This window comes from Iodobacter fluviatilis (genome assembly GCF_900451195.1).
GTDB lineage: Bacteria > Pseudomonadota > Gammaproteobacteria > Burkholderiales > Chitinibacteraceae > Iodobacter > Iodobacter fluviatilis.
This window is the reverse complement of sequence record NZ_UGHR01000003.1, coordinates 694,946-717,548: the sequence shown is the minus strand read 5'-3', so window position 1 is coordinate 717,548 and position 22,603 is coordinate 694,946. Positions and strand designations below refer to the sequence as shown.

Annotated in this window: 16 protein-coding genes and 1 pseudogene; 9 read left to right on the top strand and 8 right to left on the bottom strand. The window is 47.9% G+C overall.

The features are described from left to right. Positions 1 to 251: 251 nt before the first annotated feature. Positions 252 to 461, bottom strand: a complete 210-nt coding sequence (locus tag DYD62_RS24485) for a helix-turn-helix transcriptional regulator (RefSeq protein WP_207916815.1) — start codon at positions 459 to 461, stop codon at positions 252 to 254. Between the two features lie 284 nt (positions 462 to 745). Between DYD62_RS24485 and DYD62_RS18615 the strand changes: the two genes are divergently transcribed. From DYD62_RS18615 to DYD62_RS18600, 4 genes are all read left to right on the top strand, one after another. Continuing rightward, entirely contained in the window at positions 746 to 3,868 is a 3,123-nt protein-coding gene (locus DYD62_RS18615; RefSeq protein WP_115228873.1) for a type VI secretion system Vgr family protein, read from the top strand. A 79-nt stretch (positions 3,869 to 3,947) separates the two neighbouring features. Beyond that, positions 3,948 to 8,486, top strand: coding sequence for an RHS repeat-associated core domain-containing protein (locus DYD62_RS18610; RefSeq protein WP_115228872.1), 4,539 nt, complete (start codon positions 3,948 to 3,950; stop codon positions 8,484 to 8,486). 8 nt (positions 8,487 to 8,494) lie between these two features. After that, positions 8,495 to 9,070, top strand: a complete 576-nt coding sequence (locus DYD62_RS18605; RefSeq protein WP_115228871.1) for an Imm43 family immunity protein — start codon at positions 8,495 to 8,497, stop codon at positions 9,068 to 9,070. 197 nt (positions 9,071 to 9,267) lie between these two features. Beyond that, the gene (locus tag DYD62_RS18600; RefSeq protein WP_115228870.1) at positions 9,268 to 9,990 is read left to right on the top strand and encodes a hypothetical protein; all 723 of its coding nucleotides are present in this window, start codon (positions 9,268 to 9,270) and stop codon (positions 9,988 to 9,990) included. A 760-nt stretch (positions 9,991 to 10,750) separates the two neighbouring features. Here the strand turns inward: DYD62_RS18600 and DYD62_RS18595 are convergent. From DYD62_RS18595 to DYD62_RS18585, 3 genes are all read right to left on the bottom strand, one after another. Continuing rightward, on the bottom strand, positions 10,751 to 10,981 hold the full coding sequence (locus DYD62_RS18595; RefSeq protein ID WP_115228869.1) for a type II toxin-antitoxin system Phd/YefM family antitoxin: 231 nt from the start codon (positions 10,979 to 10,981) through the stop codon (positions 10,751 to 10,753). Positions 10,982 to 11,228: 247 nt separating this feature from the next. After that, positions 11,229 to 11,420, bottom strand: a complete 192-nt coding sequence (locus DYD62_RS23730; RefSeq protein ID WP_115228868.1) for a hypothetical protein — start codon at positions 11,418 to 11,420, stop codon at positions 11,229 to 11,231. 99 nt (positions 11,421 to 11,519) lie between these two features. Next, positions 11,520 to 12,191: an SOS response-associated peptidase gene (locus DYD62_RS18585; RefSeq protein ID WP_115228867.1), complete on the bottom strand. Its 672-nt coding sequence runs from the start codon at positions 12,189 to 12,191 to the stop codon at positions 11,520 to 11,522. A 55-nt stretch (positions 12,192 to 12,246) separates the two neighbouring features. Here DYD62_RS18585 and DYD62_RS18580 point away from each other — a divergent pair, with 55 nt between their 5' ends. Both DYD62_RS18580 and DYD62_RS18575 read left to right on the top strand, forming a co-directional pair. Continuing rightward, positions 12,247 to 12,696: a LexA family protein gene (locus DYD62_RS18580; RefSeq protein WP_233702970.1), complete on the top strand. Its 450-nt coding sequence runs from the start codon at positions 12,247 to 12,249 to the stop codon at positions 12,694 to 12,696. Then, entirely contained in the window at positions 12,675 to 13,964 is a 1,290-nt protein-coding gene (locus tag DYD62_RS18575; protein ID WP_207916813.1) for a Y-family DNA polymerase, read from the top strand. The genes DYD62_RS18580 and DYD62_RS18575 overlap by 22 nt, the downstream gene beginning before the upstream one ends. A gap of 559 nt (positions 13,965 to 14,523) precedes the next feature. Here the strand turns inward: DYD62_RS18575 and DYD62_RS18570 are convergent. From DYD62_RS18570 to DYD62_RS18560, 4 genes and pseudogenes are all read right to left on the bottom strand, one after another. After that, positions 14,524 to 14,766 (bottom strand): annotated as a pseudogene (locus tag DYD62_RS18570) (ATP-binding protein); the annotation flags it as partial. Between the two features lie 276 nt (positions 14,767 to 15,042). Beyond that, positions 15,043 to 15,285, bottom strand: a complete 243-nt coding sequence (locus tag DYD62_RS23485) for a hypothetical protein (protein ID WP_132038757.1) — start codon at positions 15,283 to 15,285, stop codon at positions 15,043 to 15,045. Positions 15,286 to 15,364: 79 nt separating this feature from the next. Continuing rightward, a complete protein-coding gene (locus tag DYD62_RS18565; RefSeq protein ID WP_115228866.1) occupies positions 15,365 to 16,312 on the bottom strand; it encodes a ComEC/Rec2 family competence protein in 948 nt (315 codons plus the stop codon). 324 nt (positions 16,313 to 16,636) lie between these two features. Next, positions 16,637 to 17,569: a BrxR family transcriptional regulator gene (locus tag DYD62_RS18560; RefSeq protein ID WP_115228865.1), complete on the bottom strand. Its 933-nt coding sequence runs from the start codon at positions 17,567 to 17,569 to the stop codon at positions 16,637 to 16,639. Positions 17,570 to 17,690: 121 nt separating this feature from the next. On the opposite strand from DYD62_RS18560, the gene mblB reads away from it, so the two are divergent. Genes mblB through DYD62_RS18545 form a run of 3 tightly spaced genes read left to right on the top strand, consistent with a single transcriptional unit; the run spans position 17,691 to position 22,331 of the window. Next, positions 17,691 to 18,827 (top strand): anti-phage 6A-MBL system MBL-fold protein, encoded by a 1,137-nt coding sequence (mblB, locus tag DYD62_RS18555; protein WP_115228864.1) that lies wholly within the window; start codon positions 17,691 to 17,693, stop codon positions 18,825 to 18,827. Further along, positions 18,828 to 21,152 (top strand): anti-phage 6A-MBL system cap2_3 protein, encoded by a 2,325-nt coding sequence (cap2-3, locus tag DYD62_RS18550; RefSeq protein ID WP_115228863.1) that lies wholly within the window; start codon positions 18,828 to 18,830, stop codon positions 21,150 to 21,152. After that, positions 21,153 to 22,331 carry a patatin-like phospholipase family protein gene (locus DYD62_RS18545; RefSeq protein WP_115228862.1) on the top strand — a complete coding sequence of 393 codons (1,179 nt, stop codon included), beginning with the start codon at positions 21,153 to 21,155 and terminating at the stop codon, positions 22,329 to 22,331. Positions 22,332 to 22,603: the final 272 nt, after the last annotated feature.

The following is a 22,603-nucleotide window of genomic DNA, read 5'->3' as shown; positions in this document are numbered from 1 at the left end:
GTTTTCAGTAAAAATAGAGTTATATTTATGCCTACGTAACATGTCCTATGAAATGAAAATGCTACGACCTCAGTACTAACGGCAATGAAGGGCACTACGGCTTCACATTTCACCAATAAGCACTGCGTGTTGGCTAGGTCGGATTAAATTTCGCATTGGTGCAAAATGTGCGCTACATCAAGGTATTTTCTTGTTGCGTGGGCTTACTCGCACGCTGTCTCGGGGTCGCCTCTCTTGTTATCATCAAGGGGTCAATCGTTGCCACTATGGCGATGGTTTCCAACCAGTTTTCGACCGAGTACTCGTAAAACTCTAATTAGAGTATTTAATGATGATCCATTGCCTGACTCTATGTTTCTTAGCGTTCGCAGGCTAATCCCCGCTCTTTCTGCAACCAGTTTTTGCTCCCAGTTACGATTTATGCAAAGCCGCTTTTGTCTTTCTCTGAGTATTGCCTCCATTTCCTGTAGTGTTTGATTGGTAAACCCTCCTCACAAAACCAGCTCATTTTTAAGCAGAGTTTTCTCGCAATCTTTGAGGGGCTTCTATATGGAGGCCATGGTAGATTTATGGTGGTTTTAAAGCTCACCCTCAGGCTTCTTCCGGTTCAATTCAAGTAAACTAAGTACAAATACTTACTTGTTACGTATGTTAAATTGGTAATAAGTCAAAGTGTTTGTAATAATTTTGGCAGGCACGAAAAACATCGGGTAATCTGAGCGATTGTTAAAATCGTGGAATGCCCATGCGCCCCGACCAGCTCCTTGCTTCTTTTGCGGCTGCTTTTTCACAAGATCAGCGATTGATTTCATTGCAAATTGGCGATGGCGCAGCTTGGGGTAATCAGTTGTTACCACAGCAGGTAACGGGCACGGAAGGGCTTAATCAGTCTTTTATTTATCGCATTGATTGCTTATCCCCCGATGGCCGCTTAGAGCTTAAATCCTTACTGGGCCTGCCCATTGTTTTATCTGTAGCGGATGCGAACGGCAGCGAGATTGAGCGCTGTGGCGTGATATCCCAAGCGCAGTTGCTGGGATCTGATGGGGGCTTTGCAAAGTACGCGCTAACGGTAGAACCACCGTTTGCCTTACTCCGCTACCGCCGCACTTCCCGCGTGTTCCAGGATTTATCCGTGCCGGATATCGTGAAGCAGGTGCTAGCCGAACATCAGGCAAAAAACCCTGTGTTTGCATCAGTGCAAACGCTGGATTTCAAATTATCCGGCACGCACGGCCCGCGCTCTTATTGCCTGCAATACCGCGAATCTGATTACGACTTTTTAGTGAGGCTGATGCAAGAGGAAGGCTTAGCGTGGCGCTTTGCTCATCTGCCGGGTGACAATCCCCAGGTTCAGCTCGTTGTCTTTGACGATGCCTTTGCCGTACCCGAGGCGCAAGACAGCCAGGTGCGCTTTCACCGCGCCGATGCCACCGAAGAAAGCGATGCCCTTACCGAGTGGAACAGCCTGCGTCAGGTAGGCAGCAGCTCGGTATCGCTTGCCAGCTTTAATTACAAAGCCGCCAACACCAGCCACACCGCCGATCAGAGCGCGGTAGACCAGGGCGATGGCGGGCAGCAAATTCAATCCAGCTTTGAAGATTACGATGCCCAGACGCACTATTACGCCAGCGATGCCGAAGGGCTAAGCCATTACGCTAACTTGCGTCAGCAGGCCTTAGACGGGCAAAAGAAATCGTTTACTGGCTCTGGCACTTTGCGCAGCCTGCAAGCCGGCCAATGGTTCAGATTAGAAGACCACCCCGCCCACGAATGGGATGCGGCCGAGCAGCGCGAATTCGCCATTACCGAGCTTAAATTCACCGCGCAGAATAATCTGCCGGTGGATCTTACCCAGCAACTACTGCAAGTTTCCCCAGGCCTGCTAGCTGCAGGCGCAGCAGATGCCAAGCCCTACCAAGCCGATTTCACCGCCCAAAGACGTGGCCAGCCGATTACCCCCGCCTTTGCCCATGAGCCACTGAGCAAACCCAAAAGCTTTGGCGTACAAACCGCCACCGTGGTTGGCCCCGCCGGATCGGAGGTGCATACCGACGAGCAAGGCCGGATCAAGGTGCAGTTCCACTGGCAGCGTGCCGCAGAGCACCCGGAGTTTGGTGCAAACCTGGATGACAAATCATCCTGCTGGATACGTGTATCTATGCCGAGTGCGGGCGCAGGCTTTGGCCACCAGTTTATTCCGCGCATCGGCCAGGAAGTTTTAGTCGACTTTATCGAAGGCGATATCGACCGCCCCATCGTCACCGCCGTGGTCTATAACGGCAGCCACCCGGTGCCAACATTCAGCGGCGCAGGCGCACTGCCTGCCAACAAAACACTATCTGGCATCAAGACCAAAGAACATGAAGGCGGCCAATACGGCGAGCTGCTGTTTGACGATACAAAAGGCGAAGTCCGCACTAAATTATCCAGCGAGCACGGCAAAACTCAGCTCAACCTTGGCTACTTAATCCACCCGCGCACGGATGGAAAAGGCGAACCACGCGGCGAAGGCTTTGAGCTGCGCACCGACAAACAAGGTGCTATTCGCGCCAGCGGCTTACTGATCAGCACCGAAGCCAAAGGCGGCGCATCCGGCAAACAGCTAGACCGCAGCCCAGCCCAAAGCCAGCTGGAATCCGCCCTGGAAACCGCAAAAAACCTCGGCGAATACGCCACCAAACAACTCGCCGACAGCATCGAAACTGGAGACGATGAACAAACCATCAAGCCCGACAACAGCCCCGGCGACAAAGCCAGCCACGGCCATCTTTACCACCACGTGCACGCCAGCAAAAGCTTTGAAGCGGGCAGCAACACCGATAAAGACGGTAAGACAAAATCTAAAGAGCAGGCAGGCCAGCAAAAAATCATCCTGCTGCACGGCGAGGACGGCGTAGCGATCACCACCCCGCAAAGCCAGACCCTCAGCGCAGGCAGCAACCTGGATCAAATCGCCCAGCGCGACACCAACCAAAGCACCGGCCGCCGCTGGATTCACAATGTAGGCCAGCACATCAGCCTGTTTACCGGCGGCATTAAAGACAAAATCACCATGAAGCTGATCGCCGCCAAAGGCCAGCTGCAAATGCAGGCGCAAAGCGACGACATCGAAATTACCGCCGACAAAAACGCCAGATTCACCGCCATCAAAGGTAAGGGCCTCTTCAACGCCAAACAAGAAATCCTGCTCACCGCCGGCGGCGCTTATATCCGCATCAAAGGCGGGAAAATCGAGCTGCATGCACCTGGGAAAGTCAGTATTAAAGGTGGCAGCCATGATTGGAGCGGGCCTGCGAGTTTAAATCCACCTTTACCAGCATTTGCAGGCAAGGCACCTGCCGTAGGCGATATTCAGCTCCATCATTTCTATGAAAACATGGAAGGGATTAAAAGCGGCAAGTACACCTTGCTGGATCTCAATGGAAACAAGCATGAAGGGGCTTTAGATGCTGAGGGCAAAGCGCTGGTGAGTGGCTTGCCTATGGGCGCAATCAGTGTTGCCTTTCAGGCGGACCCGCGAGCACCAAAAAATCAGGAACGTAAGTTCGATATTCCTAAATGGCCCCAAGCGCCTTTAGCTGCCAACAAAATAGTCGAGGAGACGCAAGCCTTAAGCCAGCTTGAAGGATTGATCCCTGCGGCTGGGGCTAAAGCGACTCAGTTGGCGACTCAGTCTGCTGCGCCATTGATCGCGGAACAACTCGCCCCCGCCAAAGCACTGCTGGGACAGGCAGAGCAAGGCTTGGCGCAAGTTCAGCAAGTGCAGGCTCAGGCCCAGCAAGGGCTGGATCAGCTGAAACAAGTACAGGCCAAGGCGGAACAAGCGCAGGCCTTACTCGATCAAGCCAGAAAAAAAATACTTTGAGCCTGACCACCCAATAAGCATCGTCTCTCCTATAACCCCACCTGGCGTCATACCCAGGCTTAATATTGCTGAATAAAATATGGGCACATACCTTAATCCTACCCCCGCAGAAACAAAGGGCGAATACACCGAGCGCGGAGAGCTAGTGCGCGATGTGATGAAGCAATACGCTCTAGTGCCGCTGGATGCGCAATTGTCTAAAGATGTACAAAGCAATGTTGGGGAATTTGATAAGTGGATTCAGGAGCTAACGGGCGGCAAGTTATCACTGAATGATTTGCAAATGGTTTTGGCGGGTATTCCCGTAGTTGGCAATCTGATTGCGGCCAGCGATGTGATTATTGGCTTGTATGAGTTAACGCAAAAGCAAACTGAACCCGGCCTGATGGATTGGTTTGGCATTGGGGTAGATACGATAGGCGTGATTCCGGTGCCATTGGGATTAGCACCGCTGCGTATGACTTTGCGCCCAGTGATTGCCGTCGCGAAGCAATCGGTGGTTGCCAATAAAGGCGCAGTGGCTTCTGCCGTGGTTGAAGTCATTATCAGCCATATCATGGCTGACCAGCGGGTGGCAGCCACCGTAGAAACGGCGGTTCAAGATCTGAGCAAAGCCATTAAGCCGATTATGGAAAACGTGGCGACGTTTATCCTGGGCCTGATTGATCAGTTTGCTTTATTCCTCAGGCAACTATCGAGTGGAGAGCTGGGTAAGTATCGTGCGGTTCCAGCGGGAGTTGCTTACAACAAAGGCACCAATTTCCGTGATGCCAAGGCCACTAAGACCAGCATCTTCCATGCCCTGCTGGAAATTCATGCCAGCGCCAGAAATGTAGTCATCAACACCATTAGCCAGCTGGCGCTCGCTAAGGAGCAAAAAGAATGGCTATGGCAGGCTGCAGATCACTTAGAGCATAAAATTTCACCACTGGTGAAAGCCAAGATGAAAGATCTGGGCGATGACAAAGTACAAGGCAGCATTGCCCATCTGCTCAAAACCTTGCTAGAACGTCTGGCCCATAAAAAAACCAATAAAACCCATGGCTCCGCCACGCCGGGGGTGAAGTCTGAAGCCAAATACCGCGTCTCCCAACAGCAGTTTGAAAAATCCCGCAGGCTTAAAAAAGCAGAAAAAGCCCCCAATAGCTGCAAAAGCTGCCCGATTACTGGCGGTACCGCCAATTCGATTGGCTTTGCCCTTGGTGAAGAAAGCTTCAGCCATACTGATTTTGTATTAGAAGGCGTGATGCCTATTGTTTGGGCCCGTACTTATAACTCCCGCTTAGCCCGTTTTGATCAAAGTAGCCAGGGTGCACGCTGGCTGACGCCATTCCACACCCGCTTTGATCTAAGCGAAGATGGCATGGTGTATATCGACGACCAAGGACGAGAAACCCCTTATCCTCGCTTAAAAGTGGGGGAACACCACCAAGACCGCAGCGAAGGCCAAACCCTCAGCCAACTGAGCGACAAACTGCTTACCGTGGCGCATGGCCATGAGCTGCTTGAGATTTTTGAACGTCATGGCGAAAGCTATTTACTGGCCATGTTGCGTGACCGGGCAGGTAATGAAATTGTGCTCGATTATGATATTCAGGGCCGCCTGAGCCGTCTTAGAAATAGCGAATCACCTTGGGCGCTGCTTCAATATGATGCGCACAACAGAATCAGCAGCATTAGCTTGGCCAGCACGCCCCCTCGTCAACTCGCCAGCTATCAGTACAACGATGCGGGCGATTTGATAAGTGCCAGCGACGAAGACCAGCAGCGCTGGCAGTATCAATACCAACACCATCTTATTACCCGCTACACCGACCGCACCGGTCGAGGCCAGAATATCGAGTGGGATGGCACAGATGCCAAATCCAGAGCCATTCGTGAATACGCCGATGATGGCAGCAACAGTATCCAACTTGAATATGTACCTGATCTGCGCCTGACCATCACCACCGATGCGCTGGCGCAAGAGACTTACTATTACTTCGATATCGACGGCTATGTGTATCGCACGGTTTACCCCGATGGCAAAGAAGAATGGGCCTTCAGGGATGAAGCTAAAAACCTGACCAAACACATCCACCCCGATGGCACTGCTGAAAGCTTTATCTATGACGACAAAGACAACCTGATTGAACATATCCGCCCGGATCAAACTCGGGTGTTGATGGCCTACGACGATAAAGACCAGCTAATCCGCATCACTGACCCAAGCGGCCATGAATGGCTGCGCGAATACGATGCCCAAGGCAATCTCACAAAAGAAACTGACCCGCTGGGCCATAGCACCCAATACAGCTACAACCCGCAGGGCCTGCCCGTAGCGATTAAAGATGCCAAAGGCGGCAGTAAAAAACTGGCCTATCTGCCCAATGGCCAGCTCAGCAGCTATACCGACTGCTCTGGCAAAACCAGCCTGTGGCAATACGATGCCCGTGGTCGCTTGATTGTGGCGCAAGATGCCGCAGGCAATGCCAGCCAGTATCACTATGGTAGCGATGGCCAGCTGGCTAAAGTCGTCAACCCTGACGGCACGCTCAGCCTGCTGCAATACGATGCCGAAGGCCGCTTACTCAGCCACACCGACGCACTGCAAGCTAAAACTCAGTTTGATTACGACCGCGCAGGCCGCATCGCCAGCCGCCAAGACGCCGCCAATCAAACACTGAATTATCAGTACGATAAGCTGGGCCGCCTGCTCAGCCTGATCAATGAAAATAAGGAGGCTTATCGTTTTACTTACGATGCCGCCAGCCGCCTGCAGGAAGAAACCGACTTCGGCAATAAGCGCACCCGCTACCAATACGAAACAGCAACGGGCCGCCTGCAGCAAATCGACGAAGCGGGGAAAATCACCACTCTGGCCTATGATGAAACCGGGCGCTTAACAGCAAGGCAGAGTGGCCAAAGCAGCGAGCGCTTTAGATACGACGTATTGGGCCGGATTTACGCCGCCAAAAACCAATACAGCGAATGCCATTTTGGTTTTGATGCCGTCGGTAACCTCATTACAGAGCGCCACGAATACAAATTATTCGGCCAGCAACAGCAATACAACTGGCAGCATGAATACGATGAGCTGGGCAACCGCATCGCCAGCATCCGACCCGATGGCCAGCGCACCGACTGGCTGGTTTACGGCAGCGGCCATGTGCACGGCATGCTGTGGAATAAACAAGAAATCGCCAGCTTTGAGCGGGATGATCTGCACCGCGAAACCCAGCGCACGCTGGGTAATCAGCTGACCGCCAATACCCATTTCGACAAAATGGGCCGTATTACCCAACAAACACTCAGCGGTAAAACCAGCAGCCACCGCAGCTACAAATACGATCCAGTCGGCCAGTTGCTGGGCATCAGCGACAGTCGCAGCGGCCAGATCAGCTACCAATATGATCCGGTAGGCCGCCTTATCGCCGCCAACAGCCGCTTGGGTAAAGAAACTTTTGCCTTCGACCCTGCCAGTAACTTAGTCGATACAAAACACCAAGCCGGCAATAGCACCAGCAGCAGCTTACCCACCATGCCCGCTGTGCTCGGCAACTTATTGAAGCAATACGCTGGAACCCATTATAAGTACGACGCCCGCAGCAATCTGATTGAAAAGCAGCAAGGCGAACAAACCACCCAATACAGCTGGGATGGCTTTAATCGCCTGAGAAAAATTAGCAATGCAGCAGGCGAAACCAAATACTTTTACGACGTATTCGGCCGCCGCATCGGCAAAGAAAACGCCCATGGCAAGACAGAATTTATTTGGGACGGTGACGTCATCGCCCTGGAAAAAACGGCCGAACACACCCGCCACTACCTGTTCGAGCCCAACAGCTTTATCCCACTGGCACAGATCATTACCGCCAATGATGACAGCGAAAAAATGGCCTACTACCACGTAGACCACCTCGGCACGCCGCAAACACTCAGCGATGAAAACGGTGAAATCGCTTGGAGCGCGGAGTACAAGGCTTGGGGCGAAGCGCAGGTCGTCATCAGTGAAGCGGCAAAAGAAGCTGGAATCAACAACCCCATACGCTTTCAAGGCCAATACTTCGACGAAGAATCCGGCTTGCACTACAACCGCCATCGCTATTACGATCCAGAGATTGGGCGGTTTATTAGTAGTGATCCTATTGGGTTGATGGGGGGATTTAATACTCATGCTTATGCACCGAATCCGACAGGTTGGGTTGACCCGATGGGTTTGGCTAATGGTAAAGCCGTAAAGAACAACATGAGTAAGGCAGGGCGCCCTTGTCCAAAATGGTGGGCAGGTCACCATTTAATTCCTGAGCATCTCGAATCACATCGGGTAATTAAAGAAGCACAGCGAAGAGGTATTTACAACATCAATCGCAATGAGAATGGTGTCGCATTACCAACAAGACAAGCTGATTCATCAAGTTCTGGTAAGCCATTACATAGTGGCAATCATTTGTCCTCATATTACAAATTAGCAGAGCGGCGTCTTGATAGTATTGGTGATCCTTCAACACTAAGCGATGCTGATTTGTTAGGAAAAATTAACTCCGTTGAAAATAAAATGAAATCTGATTTAGAAAAAGATCAAATTCGATTACAAAGCACTGACCCTCGCCCAACAGGAAGCACTTGCACACTGTGAGAACCATTATGGATTTTTACGTTTTAACTCATGATGAAGCATCGCCATTTTTATATGGTGATGCTTCATTTTCGCCCATTGATCTAGGTTGTTATTCAAATCTATGGCAAACGAAATTTGTTCCCGATGGTAATTTTTGCAAAATAACGCTTTCAAAAAATGCAAAAAAAGTAAGCTTGGATTTATTCACAGTAAATTCTGGGTTCGTGATGTCAGAAAAGGCTTTGGCCATTTTTTCTGCTCCTGACCTCTGCCTCAAAATTAACCCTATTCCTACAGAAATTTACTCTAAGAATGGCGATAAAATTTATGGTACTTATTATTTTACAGAGTTCTTTGATTGGCTGGATTTGTTTGATTATGAAAATTCAATTTATGAATTAGATGAAGAAGGGGCGAGAGTTGACTCTTGTAGTAGATTAACTTTGAGAAATACTTCCGAACTACATTTGGACTTGTTTTTCTTGAAAGATGTAAATTTATTTGAACCAATAATATCAAAAAAACTAATGGATTTAATCTTATCCAGCAAAATTCGTGGTTACAAGAGCGTTCCTTTGTCTGAATTTAAATGGAAAAGTTAGAAAACATTTAAAGTACACAAAATACAAAATAACGAAAAATAACTGGGGTCAGGGGTTCGCAGAATAACTAGGTTCAGAGTAAAGTTAAATTCGCTTTCTTTGGCTTTGAGAGTATTAAGCATAGTAGGACTTAATTTTTTTCTGACCCCAGTTATTAAGCTCAATTTCAACGTTATCGCCCTCTTACTTGAGATCCAATGGAATACATTCAGGTCATTCTTGCTTTTGCAGCCGCAATTGTGGCAATCGTCGGCACCACTTGGGATAAAACTCAGACTGGAGCCCGAAAATTAACTACCCCCGGTCGCTTTACCCTTGCTCTAGTTGTCTTTTCGCTAATTTATTCAGGGGTGTCGACTTACCAACAACGCGAACAAAAACAAACGGAAGAGCTGGATAAGAAGAAGATTGATAAGATCGTCTCAACAGAAATCGATAGAAGCCTTATCAGCCTATTGGAGCCATTTAAGTCGCTCTATGGCGAGTACAAAGGTATTGGCTACGTTCCCGAAAAAGAAATAACCATCGAAATGATGCTGGATGAAAGCGCCCTTGACGCGGCACAACACACTTGCCTTGCCCTTCGGCCAAAAACGTTCGACACATTTCCTGACAGCGGAACATGGAACGACATTTTTCGTGCCAATATATCTTCAGGCCTAAACCGAGTTGACCGTCTGGTTGATCGCTACGGAATAAAAATGAATGCAGACATGCTAGATGCACTTCATGACCTGCAAGCAAACGGGTACTTTAGTGGCTATGCGAGACCGCGTGTAGTACACGAAGGTACAATCGAAAAGACCAAAGGTAGCTTACCGCCCTGTGTGATCGGGCAAGCCATTGGCTCCCATAAAGAGTATCTCCATATGCTAAACAGAATTATGCATCTTAACCATGTAGATACGCTTGTGCGCTAGCCCATCAATCCACCGAGCCTGCACCAATAATAACTGGGGTCAGAGGTTCGCAGTAACAGTAATTTAGCTAGCGGGTTAAAGTCCCGCCCGAGGAATTGTTCATGTGCCTCGGTAGTACGAAAGAGCGGCGTTTGAGTAATCAAGGGTCGTGAGTTCTTTACGACAAAGAGGCAGACTGTAACGAAAGTGGACCTAGAAGTAGCCTCGTTAACATTGCAGTTGCCGACTTTGTCTCTGTATAGGGAAGGCCGTTGTGCTGTGTGTTGGTAATGGAAGCCACATCAGCGAGCTGTCGGGGTAACAGGGGCGGTATGTTTTGGAAGTTAAATTACCCAGTGCTGGAGATCCATCACGGTGGCAGGGAGACTGCCAAGCGCAAGGTATAAGGAAACGAAATCAGTGCGTATCGTGATGGAAGTCGGAGGGGTTCATAGGGTAATCCCCCCACAAAACCCGCTCATTTTTAAGTAGAATTTTATCGCAGTATTTGAGGAGTTTTACATGAAAGCAGCATGTTATTTTGAAAGCCTTGCTGAAGTACAAGAAACCGAAACGCAATGGCTTTGGACATACGATAACTAGCGCCCACACATGAGGTTGGGCGGCATCACCCCAAAACAAAAACTGGCATTACATGCCTAGCCTCTACTTTTAAGTGAGCTTAAAAATGGGGGTATTACCCAGTCACGGCAAGCTGTGGAACAAACTATAAAAAATAAAAATAGAGTAATACTATCCGCTCCGGTAAATAAATTGATCACTAGGCTATCTCCCAGTCATTTTCTGCGACAGGATTTGTAGGGTAATCAAAATGTAAAACAGAGCCATACAGCACATCCAAAGGTTTTTTAGTTTGTAAGAGGTATGGGCGCACCTCAAATTTTGGCACTCCGTGATCTGTAATAACCACAGACTCGCCGCTTGACTCTATTAGCCGAAAAAACTCTAAAGCCTGAGCCTTGAATTTAGATTTTGAAACTTGTTGTAACATGGCATTCACCTCCGTCATATATCCACCCAATTGGATAGTAGTCTTGGGTGTAAGTAAAATGTAACTATGTAGGGGTTATTGGGCTTACATTGAAAAGAAGCTCTCCACTGTGGAGAGTTTCTTTTCAATGCAATAGAGCAAGGCACAGAAAAAAATATGAGGTTTCTAAACGGCATGGCTCTTAGAGCCGTTGTTTTAAAAACTAACACTTTGCCCAGTTGAGGCAGGTTGCCAAATAAGGGTGCTTTCATTCATCTGAGCAGAGTGGAACTGTTTTTTGCAATTGCACTGAACCATCGCCTTGAACTTGGCAATCGAGAACATCTCCCTCGACCCAACCCATTTCTTCTAATAAGCCATCTGGAAAGAGTAAGATGCCATCGCCGCTACCATCGTCAGCTTCTTGAATTGTAGTGCACCACCTTTTAGCCGTTACCATTGCCCTTACTCCAAATAAAAATGCCACTCTAAGGTATGTTCTGACCAGCGTGCGCATTTTAATTAATATTGTAAAACTACACCTAAGTTGCATATTTTCTCAAAACAGAGATATTTGCTGTGTCGAGTTTTTCGATGGCTTTTTCGGCACAGGTTGTTCCGCTGCACACATTAATTGTGCGGGATAGTTTTTCAAAAAAGTCCGTGCAAGTTCAATGCTTTTGCAACCTAGCCATGCGTCGTAATCGGCCTCAGGAATAATGACCAGATTTCGTTTTTCATCATCGGGTTTGTGCATTCGTTTCATCAGCGGATGTTCATCGGCGTTGATGGTGATTTGAGTGAACGAATAGCTGCGCCGCCCGTTGCCTTCTTCCCATGCGCGCCATAATCCAGCCACCGCAAACGGTTCATCATCCAGTAGGCAGATTTGATGTCTCACCGCCTTGCCTGATTCATAACATGGCTCAAAAAATCCCAACATAGGCACAAGACATAGTTGGCTGCGTTGCCATGCATTTCGATAGCTCTTAAGTTGGCCGATGGTTTCAGCACGGGCGTTCATCGTGCTGTAGCGTGCACCTTGGGGAAGTTTTACTTTGGGCAAGAAGCCATAGTTCGCCACCACAGCTTGTCGCCCTTGCCGCCCGTGCACAAGCATCGGCGCAGCGTAGTCTTGCCAGACTTCTTCAGGCCAGTCGGCTTGTGGCTCGGCTGCTGCAAAATGGCTAAGTACCAGCCGTTTAGGAATTGGAATGTAGTTTACGCACATAAAAGAGAACGTTCGTTCTATAATATTCTGATTCAGATGGTTTCAGGATAATCCGATGTCACTACATTTGCACCCTCCGATTCCGGCTATGCTTGAGCCGCCATTAATGCTGATCCCCCTTATGGGCGTGTCTGTTTCAGCAGGCTTTCCATCCCCTGCCGAAGACTGGGCGGAAGAACGTGTAGATTTAAACTTGCGCTATGTTCAGCATGCCGAAGCCACTTTTTATTTCACTGTTTCAGGCGATAGCATGGTCAGCCCAATAGCAGAGCACTCGATTCCTGATGGCGCAACGCTGATTGTGGATCGTGCCTTGAGCGCCAAGCATGGCGATATTGTCGTGGCGGTGATTGATAATGACTTTACTGTAAAGCGGCTGTATTGCAGGAACAAGCGCTTAGCGTTGATTGCAGAGAATCCGGCCTATCCACCCATTGTGATTGGTGATGAACAAGAGTTGTCAATTTGGGGCGTGGTTACGGCATGGATAGTGAAGCCGCGATGATTACCTTGGTCGATGTGAACAATTTCTACGTGTCGTGCCAACGGGTGTTTGAACCTAAGTTGGTTGGCAAACCTGTGGTGGTGTTATCAAATAATGATGGTTGTGTGGTGGCGCGAAGTGCCGAAGTAAAAGCATTGGGCATTAAGATGGGAGCGCCCTGGCATCAATTGCGTGATTTCGCACAGCAAGAAGGCATCATCGCGCGCAGTAGCAATTACGCGCTGTATGCCGATATGAGCCATCGGGTGATGACGATACTATGCCGCTTTAGCCCAAACCAAGAGATTTACAGCATTGACGAGTGTTTTCTGAGTTTTGACGGTCTATTACAAGACCATACCGAACTGGCGCAAGACATCCGCCAAACCGTGTTGCAATGGACTGGCTTACCCGTTTGCGTCGGGATTGCGCCGACCAAAACCCTCGCTAAACTTGCCAATCACATCGCCAAGAAACAAGCTCCATTTGATGGTGTGTGCGAATGGCAGAAACTCAGTGAAAGCCAACAAACTGAGCAAATGCAATCCATGGATGCAAGCGAAGTCTGGGGTATTGGTCGCAAAATATCAGAAAGGTTGGCGCAGGAAGGCATACATACCATTGCTGATTTGCGAGCAGCGAACGCTGAGCAAATTCGAAAACGCTATAGCATCGTCGTGCAACGCACAGTGCATGAGTTACGTGGCACCCCGAGTATTGAACTCGAAGAATCTGCGCCGGATAAACAGCAAATCCTGTGTTCTCGCAGCTTTGGCCAAGGCATCTACACCGAACAAGAGCTGGGTGAAGCCATCAGCACCTACATCGCACGTGCCGCTGAAAAACTGCGTAAGCAAGGTTCAGTGGCGAGCAGCTTGGCGGTGTTTATTCGCACTAATCCCTTTCGCCCCAAAGACCCGCAATACAGTCAGCACATTCTGATTCCACTCACGCAAGCCAGCGACGATACCTTACTACTGACTCGCGCCGCGTTGTGGGTACTTAAACGTATCTACCGAACGGGCTTTACCTACGCTAAAGCGGGCGTGATGCTCTGTGACTTGCAACCCCGCACTGCGCTGCAAGGTCATTTATTCCTACAGACCGCCGACCCCATCAAACGCGCCGCACTCAACAAAGTAATGGATGACATTAATCGACAATGGGGGCGCGGCTCAATTCGAGTGGCTAGTGCAGGATTTAATCAGGGCTGGAAAATGCGGCAAAAAACCTTATCGCCATATTGGACTACACGCTGGACAGACCTTCCTGTTGCAAAAGCAGTTTGAGACTGATTAATCATTGCAAATTATGATGCTAAGTTAACCTCAAATTTGAATTTATCCAGTACTTGAGGGGCAGCAACCGGCCCACTACCGACAATCAGCTAGCTTTGTCATGAGTGGCAGGTAACGAAAGTTATGCGGCCACTCAGTATCCAATGCTGAGCGTCTGCACCTCGGCCAAAGCAGAAATTCATGCTCGGCTTTTCAATGTAGGCTTGCCATTGCATTGCAGACACTAACGTAAAATTAACCAGCTCCGCGCTTTTGCGGAGTCCGGGTTGAATGTCGGGTTAGCCAAGCACTATCGCCGAATTAATGACCCATTGCTCAAGGGTGGGGGCTCATTCCTCGGTGCATTGTGTTTGGGGTCGAACTGAGCAAGTTTTGGGGAGAGAAATGCCATGTTAATCAGCGTGCAAAACTTTCTAGGTTTCCGGGGTAAACAGCATCCAATAGTTGCCACCCCGGTTATGTAACCTTCCGGTATTTCGCCGGAGAAACCTGGGGTGTCAATCAGCGTGCAATATTTTCCACCTGCCTGATTTCAAATTTTTCCAGTTATTTAGTCCGGATTTTGCTCATTCTTGCGCTGTTTTAACCTGAACGAATCATTGCCCGTTTCCAGTATGTCACAGTGATGCGTACTCCGGTCCAGCATTAGCATCGCCATCTTGGCATCCCCCAAGACCGTTACCCATTCCCCAAAGGACAGGTTGGTCGTGATGCTCAGGCTTGTCTTTTTGTACAGTTGACTAAGCTAATGAAACAGCAACGCGCCTCTTGAAGCAGGGAGTGCCAGGTAGCCCCAAGGCTGCTTGGCGCTTACCACCCGATTTCGACGTTTCTGCTAACTGATGACCAGCTTTTGGCGCTTGAACAGGCCGGGACCGCACCCGACCCACTACCGATACTCAATAAGCTTTGTCATGAGTGGGAGGTAACGAAAATTAAGCCGCCGCACAGAGCCCTATGCTGAACGTCAGCACCTCGGTCTTTGCAGACATCGGAGCGTCTAAAAATCGTGGGGCGATTCATAGATGCGCTCTTATAATTGCCATGATTGTATATATGTGAGCGCATGTTATTTTCTAATATTTAGACATTCATAATTTATAGCTGGGGAGCTTTTGCTTGTATTGCTTGGAATTCCTTGGCGTTCACGTGCTTTTCCTGAAATGCCGATAAGCCGCTCAGAAATTGAGACTGCAGCATTTTCACAATTTTGTTTGCTTGTGAAGCCACTGACAATTTGAGGGGAAATGTCGCGAACCTCACCAGGAGCGCTTATCAGATGTAATGTTAAAACTAATATCCATTCGTTCATTGTTCTACCCATGTTACATTGGTTAAAGCTATTGAATTCGGTGTAATACGCCAATTTCTGAGCTTCCTTCTACGAGCTCTCAGCACTTGGGCCCTGTATTATGCGTTGCTCGGCGATCTCGAAGGGTATCCCCATTGTTTTTTAGATACTGCCCTTTCTTGGCATTGCCAGTGTAGTGACTAGACACCTCTGTGCTTCCCGATTTGAGGTTGATAACTTCAAATTGACCCTTGTGGTTACCGATGGATTGGACTATTACGTCTCCAGTTTTTGTTGTAAATAGGCGCACTTCGTTTTTATGCAAAAGCTCCCGGATCTCTTGTTTTGGGTGATCGTATTGATTTCCGTAGTTTGAAGTAGCAATCGCTAGTGTAGGTTTCACTTTCTTTAGAAAAGAGGAGCTAGTGAACCCATTATCAGCACCATGATGTGCCATGATCATGACATCTACTTCTGAATTAATGGAGCGAGTGCTTTTAAGGTAAGAGGCAATTTGTGCTGACTCAAGGTCGCCCAAACTAAGCACATTGAAGCTTCCGCTTCGAAATTGCTTCGCCGTAGAGTTGTTGTTTGCATTTTTAACATCCATGTCTTTTGGCCAATAAATGACGTTCTTATAGCCATAGCTGGAGGCGGACTCTAAACTTTGAATGTACTTTGGTGTCACGGAAATTATGCGTGGTGTTGAGTTGTTTTTCTTGTAAGCGGTAATGATTTTTAGGCTTTCTTTGCCACTGTCGGTATGCGGCTCGTAACCTGGGTACTCAATTTTACTTGGTTTTAAATCCTCTAGGATTCGTTGAACTTGAGATGGTGAACAGTGGTCCTGATCCCAAGAGGTAATGTGTAAAGTACTTATTTTATCAACCCCGCACGACTTCATTTCTTGACTGATGCTCTGTTCATTCGCGTCGCAGTAGCGACCTTCAATTAGTTCAAATCCATCACCACTAAAGTACGAAAATGAAGATCCAGCTGAATCAAGTTGATATGCGCGAAATCTAGTCTTGATTGATTGAATGGTCATGAGGAAGCTCCAATATTGCCGTTAAGGTTTAGGGTGGTTCGCGTTTAAACCGATATGAGCAGCATGTCCTGTCTAGTCCCTATTATAAATTTATAATGTAATTGGGCTGTGAATAGAATGTGGGGCACCTTTAAAATAGATAATGTCGGTGCCTGCACTGAATGCTTTGGCTCTAAATGGAGTTGAATGTGTGCTTTCTTTTGTGGAGAAAGCTGAGTGACAAAAGCGTGTATTTCACAAAGACGCTTTACAACTGCTGGAGGAGAAAATCTGCCTAGCTTAATCGGGTAGGTTTTTATCATTGATTTGAATATACGAAGCAGCTTAAACGCTTGTGGATGTACATGTTTGTTCAATTGAAATTTTAGTACCAACCAAAAACGAGGCTAGCTCTGCTTCATTCTTGAGTACTATCTGTTGAGCTTCAGGTTGATCGAGGCGGAGCTTATCCAAACCAAGCCTTTTGAGCGTGTAAAAGAGTAGTGCTTGGCGGCAGCGTAGTGCGACCTCTCCATCATTCATTCCATAGTCAAGCTCGATAACACGTCGCTGACCTGCTGATAACTCTGGATGGGGCGCTAATACTAGCGTCAATTCGGTAAACCATTCTCGGTCTTCATTTGCGGTGCAACGTGCCGATTCAAATCCCTGTACCTCCAAAATTCTACCCAGAACGAAGTCAAGGAATTCTTCGCGTTTATGACAGAACGCACGAACATGCCATCGGAATCCATCATACGCAAATGCATGCGGTGAAATGGTTCGAGAGCTTGGTTCGGGTTTTGACATCGATTGATATACAACTTTTAGTCCTTTTGCCTCTTTCATTGCTTTTAGTAAGGCAGATAAGGTGTCTGCTGTAACTGTGCGACCCGGTTGCGGGATACAACCTGTTGGCGGCAGCCATCCAATGAAGCTTGCTTCAGGCTCAAAGCTTCCACCGGTCGCAGCTAAAAGTTCATTTAAATACTGCTGCGGGTGCGTCGCCTCATATAGTGGGCGGAAGTCCGTTGTTGCTTGGTAGACGCGTGAGCTGCGGTCGTATGCGAGATTGTGTGGAGCCTGCTCTGTATAGCTGGCGATATCAAGCGACGCCTGCGGTACTGAAATTCCGAAGAAGCTTGTGATGTCGCTGCGGTTGATGCGCCCTTCCCATTGGAGGCGGAAATCTATGAATGCTTGTCGGCGATCCGGTCCCCAGCGTGTGTTTGCTTTTGTAGAGGGGACGGTAAGCGGGGATTTGGCTGTATCTTTCATAGAAATCATGGTAGCACAAGAATAAAAACTATACGAGCATAGTAAATATGCGTATAGTTTCTAGACTGTTGTGGCTGAGAGTGATTGCGGCATCTTTTACATAATCAAATTGAGAGAAAAAATGACACATCGAATAGTTTTTTACCCAGTTGGTAATGGTGATACCAGCCAAATCATTCTCGAAAATGGTAAGCGCATCCTGATGGATTATCGTCATCGTCAGAAGAGCGAGGATGGCCAAGGGCCAGAAATTAATTTGAAGGCTCGCCTTAAGCGAGAGCTCAAGGATGCTGATCGCGATTATTTTGACGTGGTAGCCTTCACCCATGCCGATTCAGATCATATTGAAAATAGTACTGAGTTTTTTGAGTTGCAGCATGCGGCTAAGTATCAAGGGGACGGGCGCATTAAAATTGATACATTGTGGGTTCCGGCGGCCATGATTCTTGAAACTGGAACGAATGATCAGCAGTCTTCAGAGTTTGTTATTTGGCGGCAAGAGGCACGTTATCGTTTGAAGGAGGGTAAGGGAATTCGCGTTTTTTCTAAGCCCGATGAGCTTAAAAAGTGGTTGGCCGATAATGGTTTGACGCTTGACTCGAGGCGGCATCTGATTACTGATGCAGGACAACTTGCGCCAGACTTTAACTTGACGGACGATGGGGTTGAGTTTTTCTGTCACTCCCCATTTATCAAACACGTTGATGAAGGGGATGACTTGCGTAATGCCGCATCACTCATTTTCAATGTGCGCTTTCGCAAGAACGGGGTTAACTATGATTATCTAGCTGTTGGCGATTCTGAATGGTCGGTACTTGAAGATATTGTTACAACGACCAAATATCATGGAAACATGGATCGGCTTGCATGGGACTTATATAATATTCCACATCATTGCAGCTACCTTGCACTTAGCGATAACAAGGGTGAATTTGAGACTACACCTAAGCCTTTGGTTGAGGAAATTTTAAATGCAGGGAAAGATGGCGCTTATATCGTGAGTTCTAGTTGGCCTATTCTTGATTCCAAGGAGGGGCGTGAGCAAACTCAGCCGCCGCATATTCAGGCAAAAAAATGTTATCAGCGCTATTTGAAGAAAACGGGGGGTGCCAAATTTCTCGTAACGATGGAGGAGCCTAACGCTAGGAAGCCAGAGCCGTTGGAGTTTAAGATCAATGCATATGGTCTGTCTTTGGCGCAATCAGCTGTATCTGCGGCTAGCATTATTATTTCGAAGCCTGCACCGAGAGCCGGTTAAGTGAGCGGCGAATACTACTCTTTGGGGGATGTGCTTCCAGATCTTGATCCCAATAAACTTGAGTACGAGGATAGCAGGCGACTTCTAGCTGCGTGTTTTCGGCATCCCGCTTTCGAAGTCGTTGAGCTGCGTCGAATTGAACGCCAATCTGCGGTTGGCGACACTACCAATGTAATTGATGGAATTGTTGTCGAATGTTGTGATGGCACAGTCCCCTCACGCAATGCTGTGGGTATAAAAAATCGTGAGCCATTATTGTTGTTGCATGGTTCTGATCTCTTGACTCATCACGAAGTACTTGCACTTCGTGCACAATTTCCTATTACGCCACACCAAAATAGTGTCCCATACGGCGCACCATCATCGCTTTGTTTGTATTTTGAGCCATGGAGTGCGGTAGCGCGGACTTGGACACCGGCAACGCATTTGCAACGAATTCTTTGGTGGCTTCGTGAAACGGCTCTTGGAACTTTGCATCGAAGTGACCAACCGCTTGAACGATTACATTTCGTCTCCCCATTTCAGATCGTTTTACCTGCTGATTTTGCTACCCGCGCGGAAATGCATAGCGAAATTTTACAATTGGCCGTCGCTAGGTCAAGAAGTAATGGAACAATATTGCGTGGGGAATTTGAATCGAAAGAAGACGTCACGGTTCAAGGAGATAGTACTGGATTAGATACTTTGTTAGTCACTTTACCGGCTATAGTTTCCGTTCAAATCGAGCGATATCCTGTAACGTTGGGTGCATTGCATGATCAGTTGATTCGCTATGGTTCTGAGCTTTTTTCCCCTTTAGTTGAAGCCGCTAAAAAGGTTTTACCGACTTCTGGACTGCCTAGTCAAAGCGCGCACGCAAAAAATACTTTGCTGCTGCTTAGGGTTCCTATGGCAAGGAGTGCGAATACGGAACCGGAACGAATCGATGTCTCTGGATTTATTGTACGTGATGCAGATCTTGCCCAGTTGGGGATTGCATGCGGTGCTTACTTTGATGGCAGAGATGGCCGCGTTTATTTAAATAATGAAGCACAAATAGCGGCCATAGCCGCTCTAGCGGGTATTTCTACTGAGAGTATTGACGCGTGGCGTGGATTAGCAATTGAACCCGTTGATGTTAGATGCACTTTTTCAGCAACCGATGCACGACATGCATCTGGCATTGGCAATCAAGGTACTGATTTTAAAGGGGTCCTTGCCGGTCTTGGCGCTTTGGGCAGCACTATGGCAGAGCTGTGGCATCGTGAGGGTTGGGGAAACTGGTCCTATATCGATGATGACATTTTGCATGCTCACAATATTGTTCGGCATATTGGGAAAGACCTACATATCGGATGGGCAAAGGTTGATGTGGCGGTTAATATGGCGGAGTTAAGTTGGCCAACTGGTACAAAGCCAAAAGCGATTTCAGCTAAGGTTACAGACTTCGAGAATATTGAAGTTTGTAATGCTCTTTCTTCTGCGTCACTGCTTGTTGATGCAACCACAACACTTGAGGCTCCTCGGGATTTGTCTGAGCAGATTGATAGACCACGTGCAGTTTCAGTGTTTCTTACACCATCAGGTCGTGACTCTGTTCTACTTCTTGAAAATTCAGATAAAAGCATCTGCTTAAGTTCTCTTGAGGCGCAGTATTACCGCGCCATTCTTCAGCGCGACTGGGGGCCATCGCATCTTGATGGCCATCAAGGCTCATATTGGGTAGGGGCAGGTTGCCGTGATTTATCGGCGGTTTTGTCACTGGAGGTTATCCAGCTTCACGGTGCGATGCTAGCGAGGCAAGTACGTTTTCTTACTGCTCTGCCAGAGGCTCAAATTCGTGTGTGGAGCATGGATGATGCAACAGGTGCATTAGCTGTAGATAATGTTCTGGTAGAAAAGTCGAGAGAAGATGTATTTGGAAAATGGCGTGTTATTTGGGATGACGGTTTGCTTAAGAAGCTCCGTGAGTTCCGTGAAATTTCGCTTCCTAATGAAACTGGAGGTGTAGTTCTTGGTTATTTTGATCAAAAACGAAAGGCAATTCACGTTGTAGATGTGCTGCCAGCTCCGACTGATAGCGAGGAAAATGGAACTACCTTTGTTAGAGGAGCTCATGGTTTAAAGGATGCCCTTGAGCGCTCGGCATTACTTACGGCCAATATTGTTGGTTATCTCGGAGAATGGCACTCCCATCCAAAGTTTGCATCTGCAAGACCAAGTTCTGAGGATGTTAAATTGCTCACTTATCTTGCGAATACTATGGCCATGGATGATGTACCTGTATTGATGATTATTGTCGGTGAGAATGATGTCACGATTTCATTTGGCGAAGGGGCTGCCTAGATGAGTGAGTTTCCATCGGTAGAGAAAAAAAATATTGGACTGGCCCTTTCAGGCGGAGGGGTCCGCGCAGCTGCTTTTCATGCTGGAGTAATGCGTTATCTTGCAGAGCATGGCCTGTTAGAAGATGTTACTCATGTGTCATCTGTTTCAGGAGGAAGTCTTTTTGTTGGCATGGTTTTTCGGCTAGCCGAGTATCGTTGGCCTAGCTCGGCGGCGTACCTTAACGTCGTTTTCCCACAGTTTCGTCATGTGTTGACATCGAAATCCTTACAGTGTTCTGCACTGACTCAGCTTTTTTTTATTCCAACAAACTGGCGATTTTTGCTATCTCGCGCGAATGTTCTCGCTCAAGCTATTGAGGCTGCATGGGATGTAAAGGCTCCACTTTGTAGTCTAGGGGCTTCACCCGTTTGGTCTATCAATTGTACTACCGGAGAGACTGGGCGACGTTTCAGGTTTAAGGCCGCAACGATGGGTGACTACGAACTTGGATATGCGGATATCGGTAGTTTTAGTTTAGCAAAGGCAATGGCGATTTCGGCGGCCTTTCCGGGCGGGATTGGCCCTTTGGTACTAAAAAGTCAAAATTTCGAATGGAAAAAACGCGTACATTGGGGAGCCGCAGAAGCTGAAATATATCAAGTCCCATTCAAAAACCTGCACCTGTATGACGGTGGATTGTATGACAATCTTGGGTTGGAACCGCTGTTTGATGTGGGCAGACAGGAGTTGAAAACGGATGATTCACTTAAATCACCTGTTCGCTATCTAGTTGTGTCAGATGGCGGAGCTGCCCTTCCTCGAACAGTAATACCACACCCTCTAAACCCTTTCCGTTTTAAGAGAATCGCAGACATTGCATTGGATCAAAGCCGTGCACTGCGTGTGCGAGCTTTTGTAAATTTCCTTCAAAAAAACTCATCATTAGGCGCATTCGTTGGGATAGGAGCTGATGCTGTGCAGTCCATTCGGCAGTTTTCTAAAGGTCGTGAGAGTATTGCCGATCGACTGTTAACCCAAAATTGGCTCTCTCAGGAAGAAGTTAAGAGCGCTTCTACATATAACACAAACCTTAGTTTGATGTCTGAATCTCACTTTGATCTTCTTGCAAGGCATGGCTACGAAACGGTGAAGTGGAATATGGAAATAATGTCTCAGGTATGCCTGAAGGAACCTTGATATTTGAGGCTCACGCAGAGGTCTGTGAATCGCACCGGTTTCGCGGAGGCTGTTTTGTTTGGGTCAGACCAACATGGCCTGCTCGCTTTGATTACGATTCAATGTGGCTGCGATGGACGCATACTTTGCAGCGCCAGAAAAACTGCCAACGATTCCACATTTACATCCCAGTGTGACTCAAAGCCAATTACCAAAGGGTCTGCGGTATGAATCGCCCCCTGTTTTGTCGACGATTTTTGTCCGCTTAGGCCGAACAACACTTGCTTGACCCA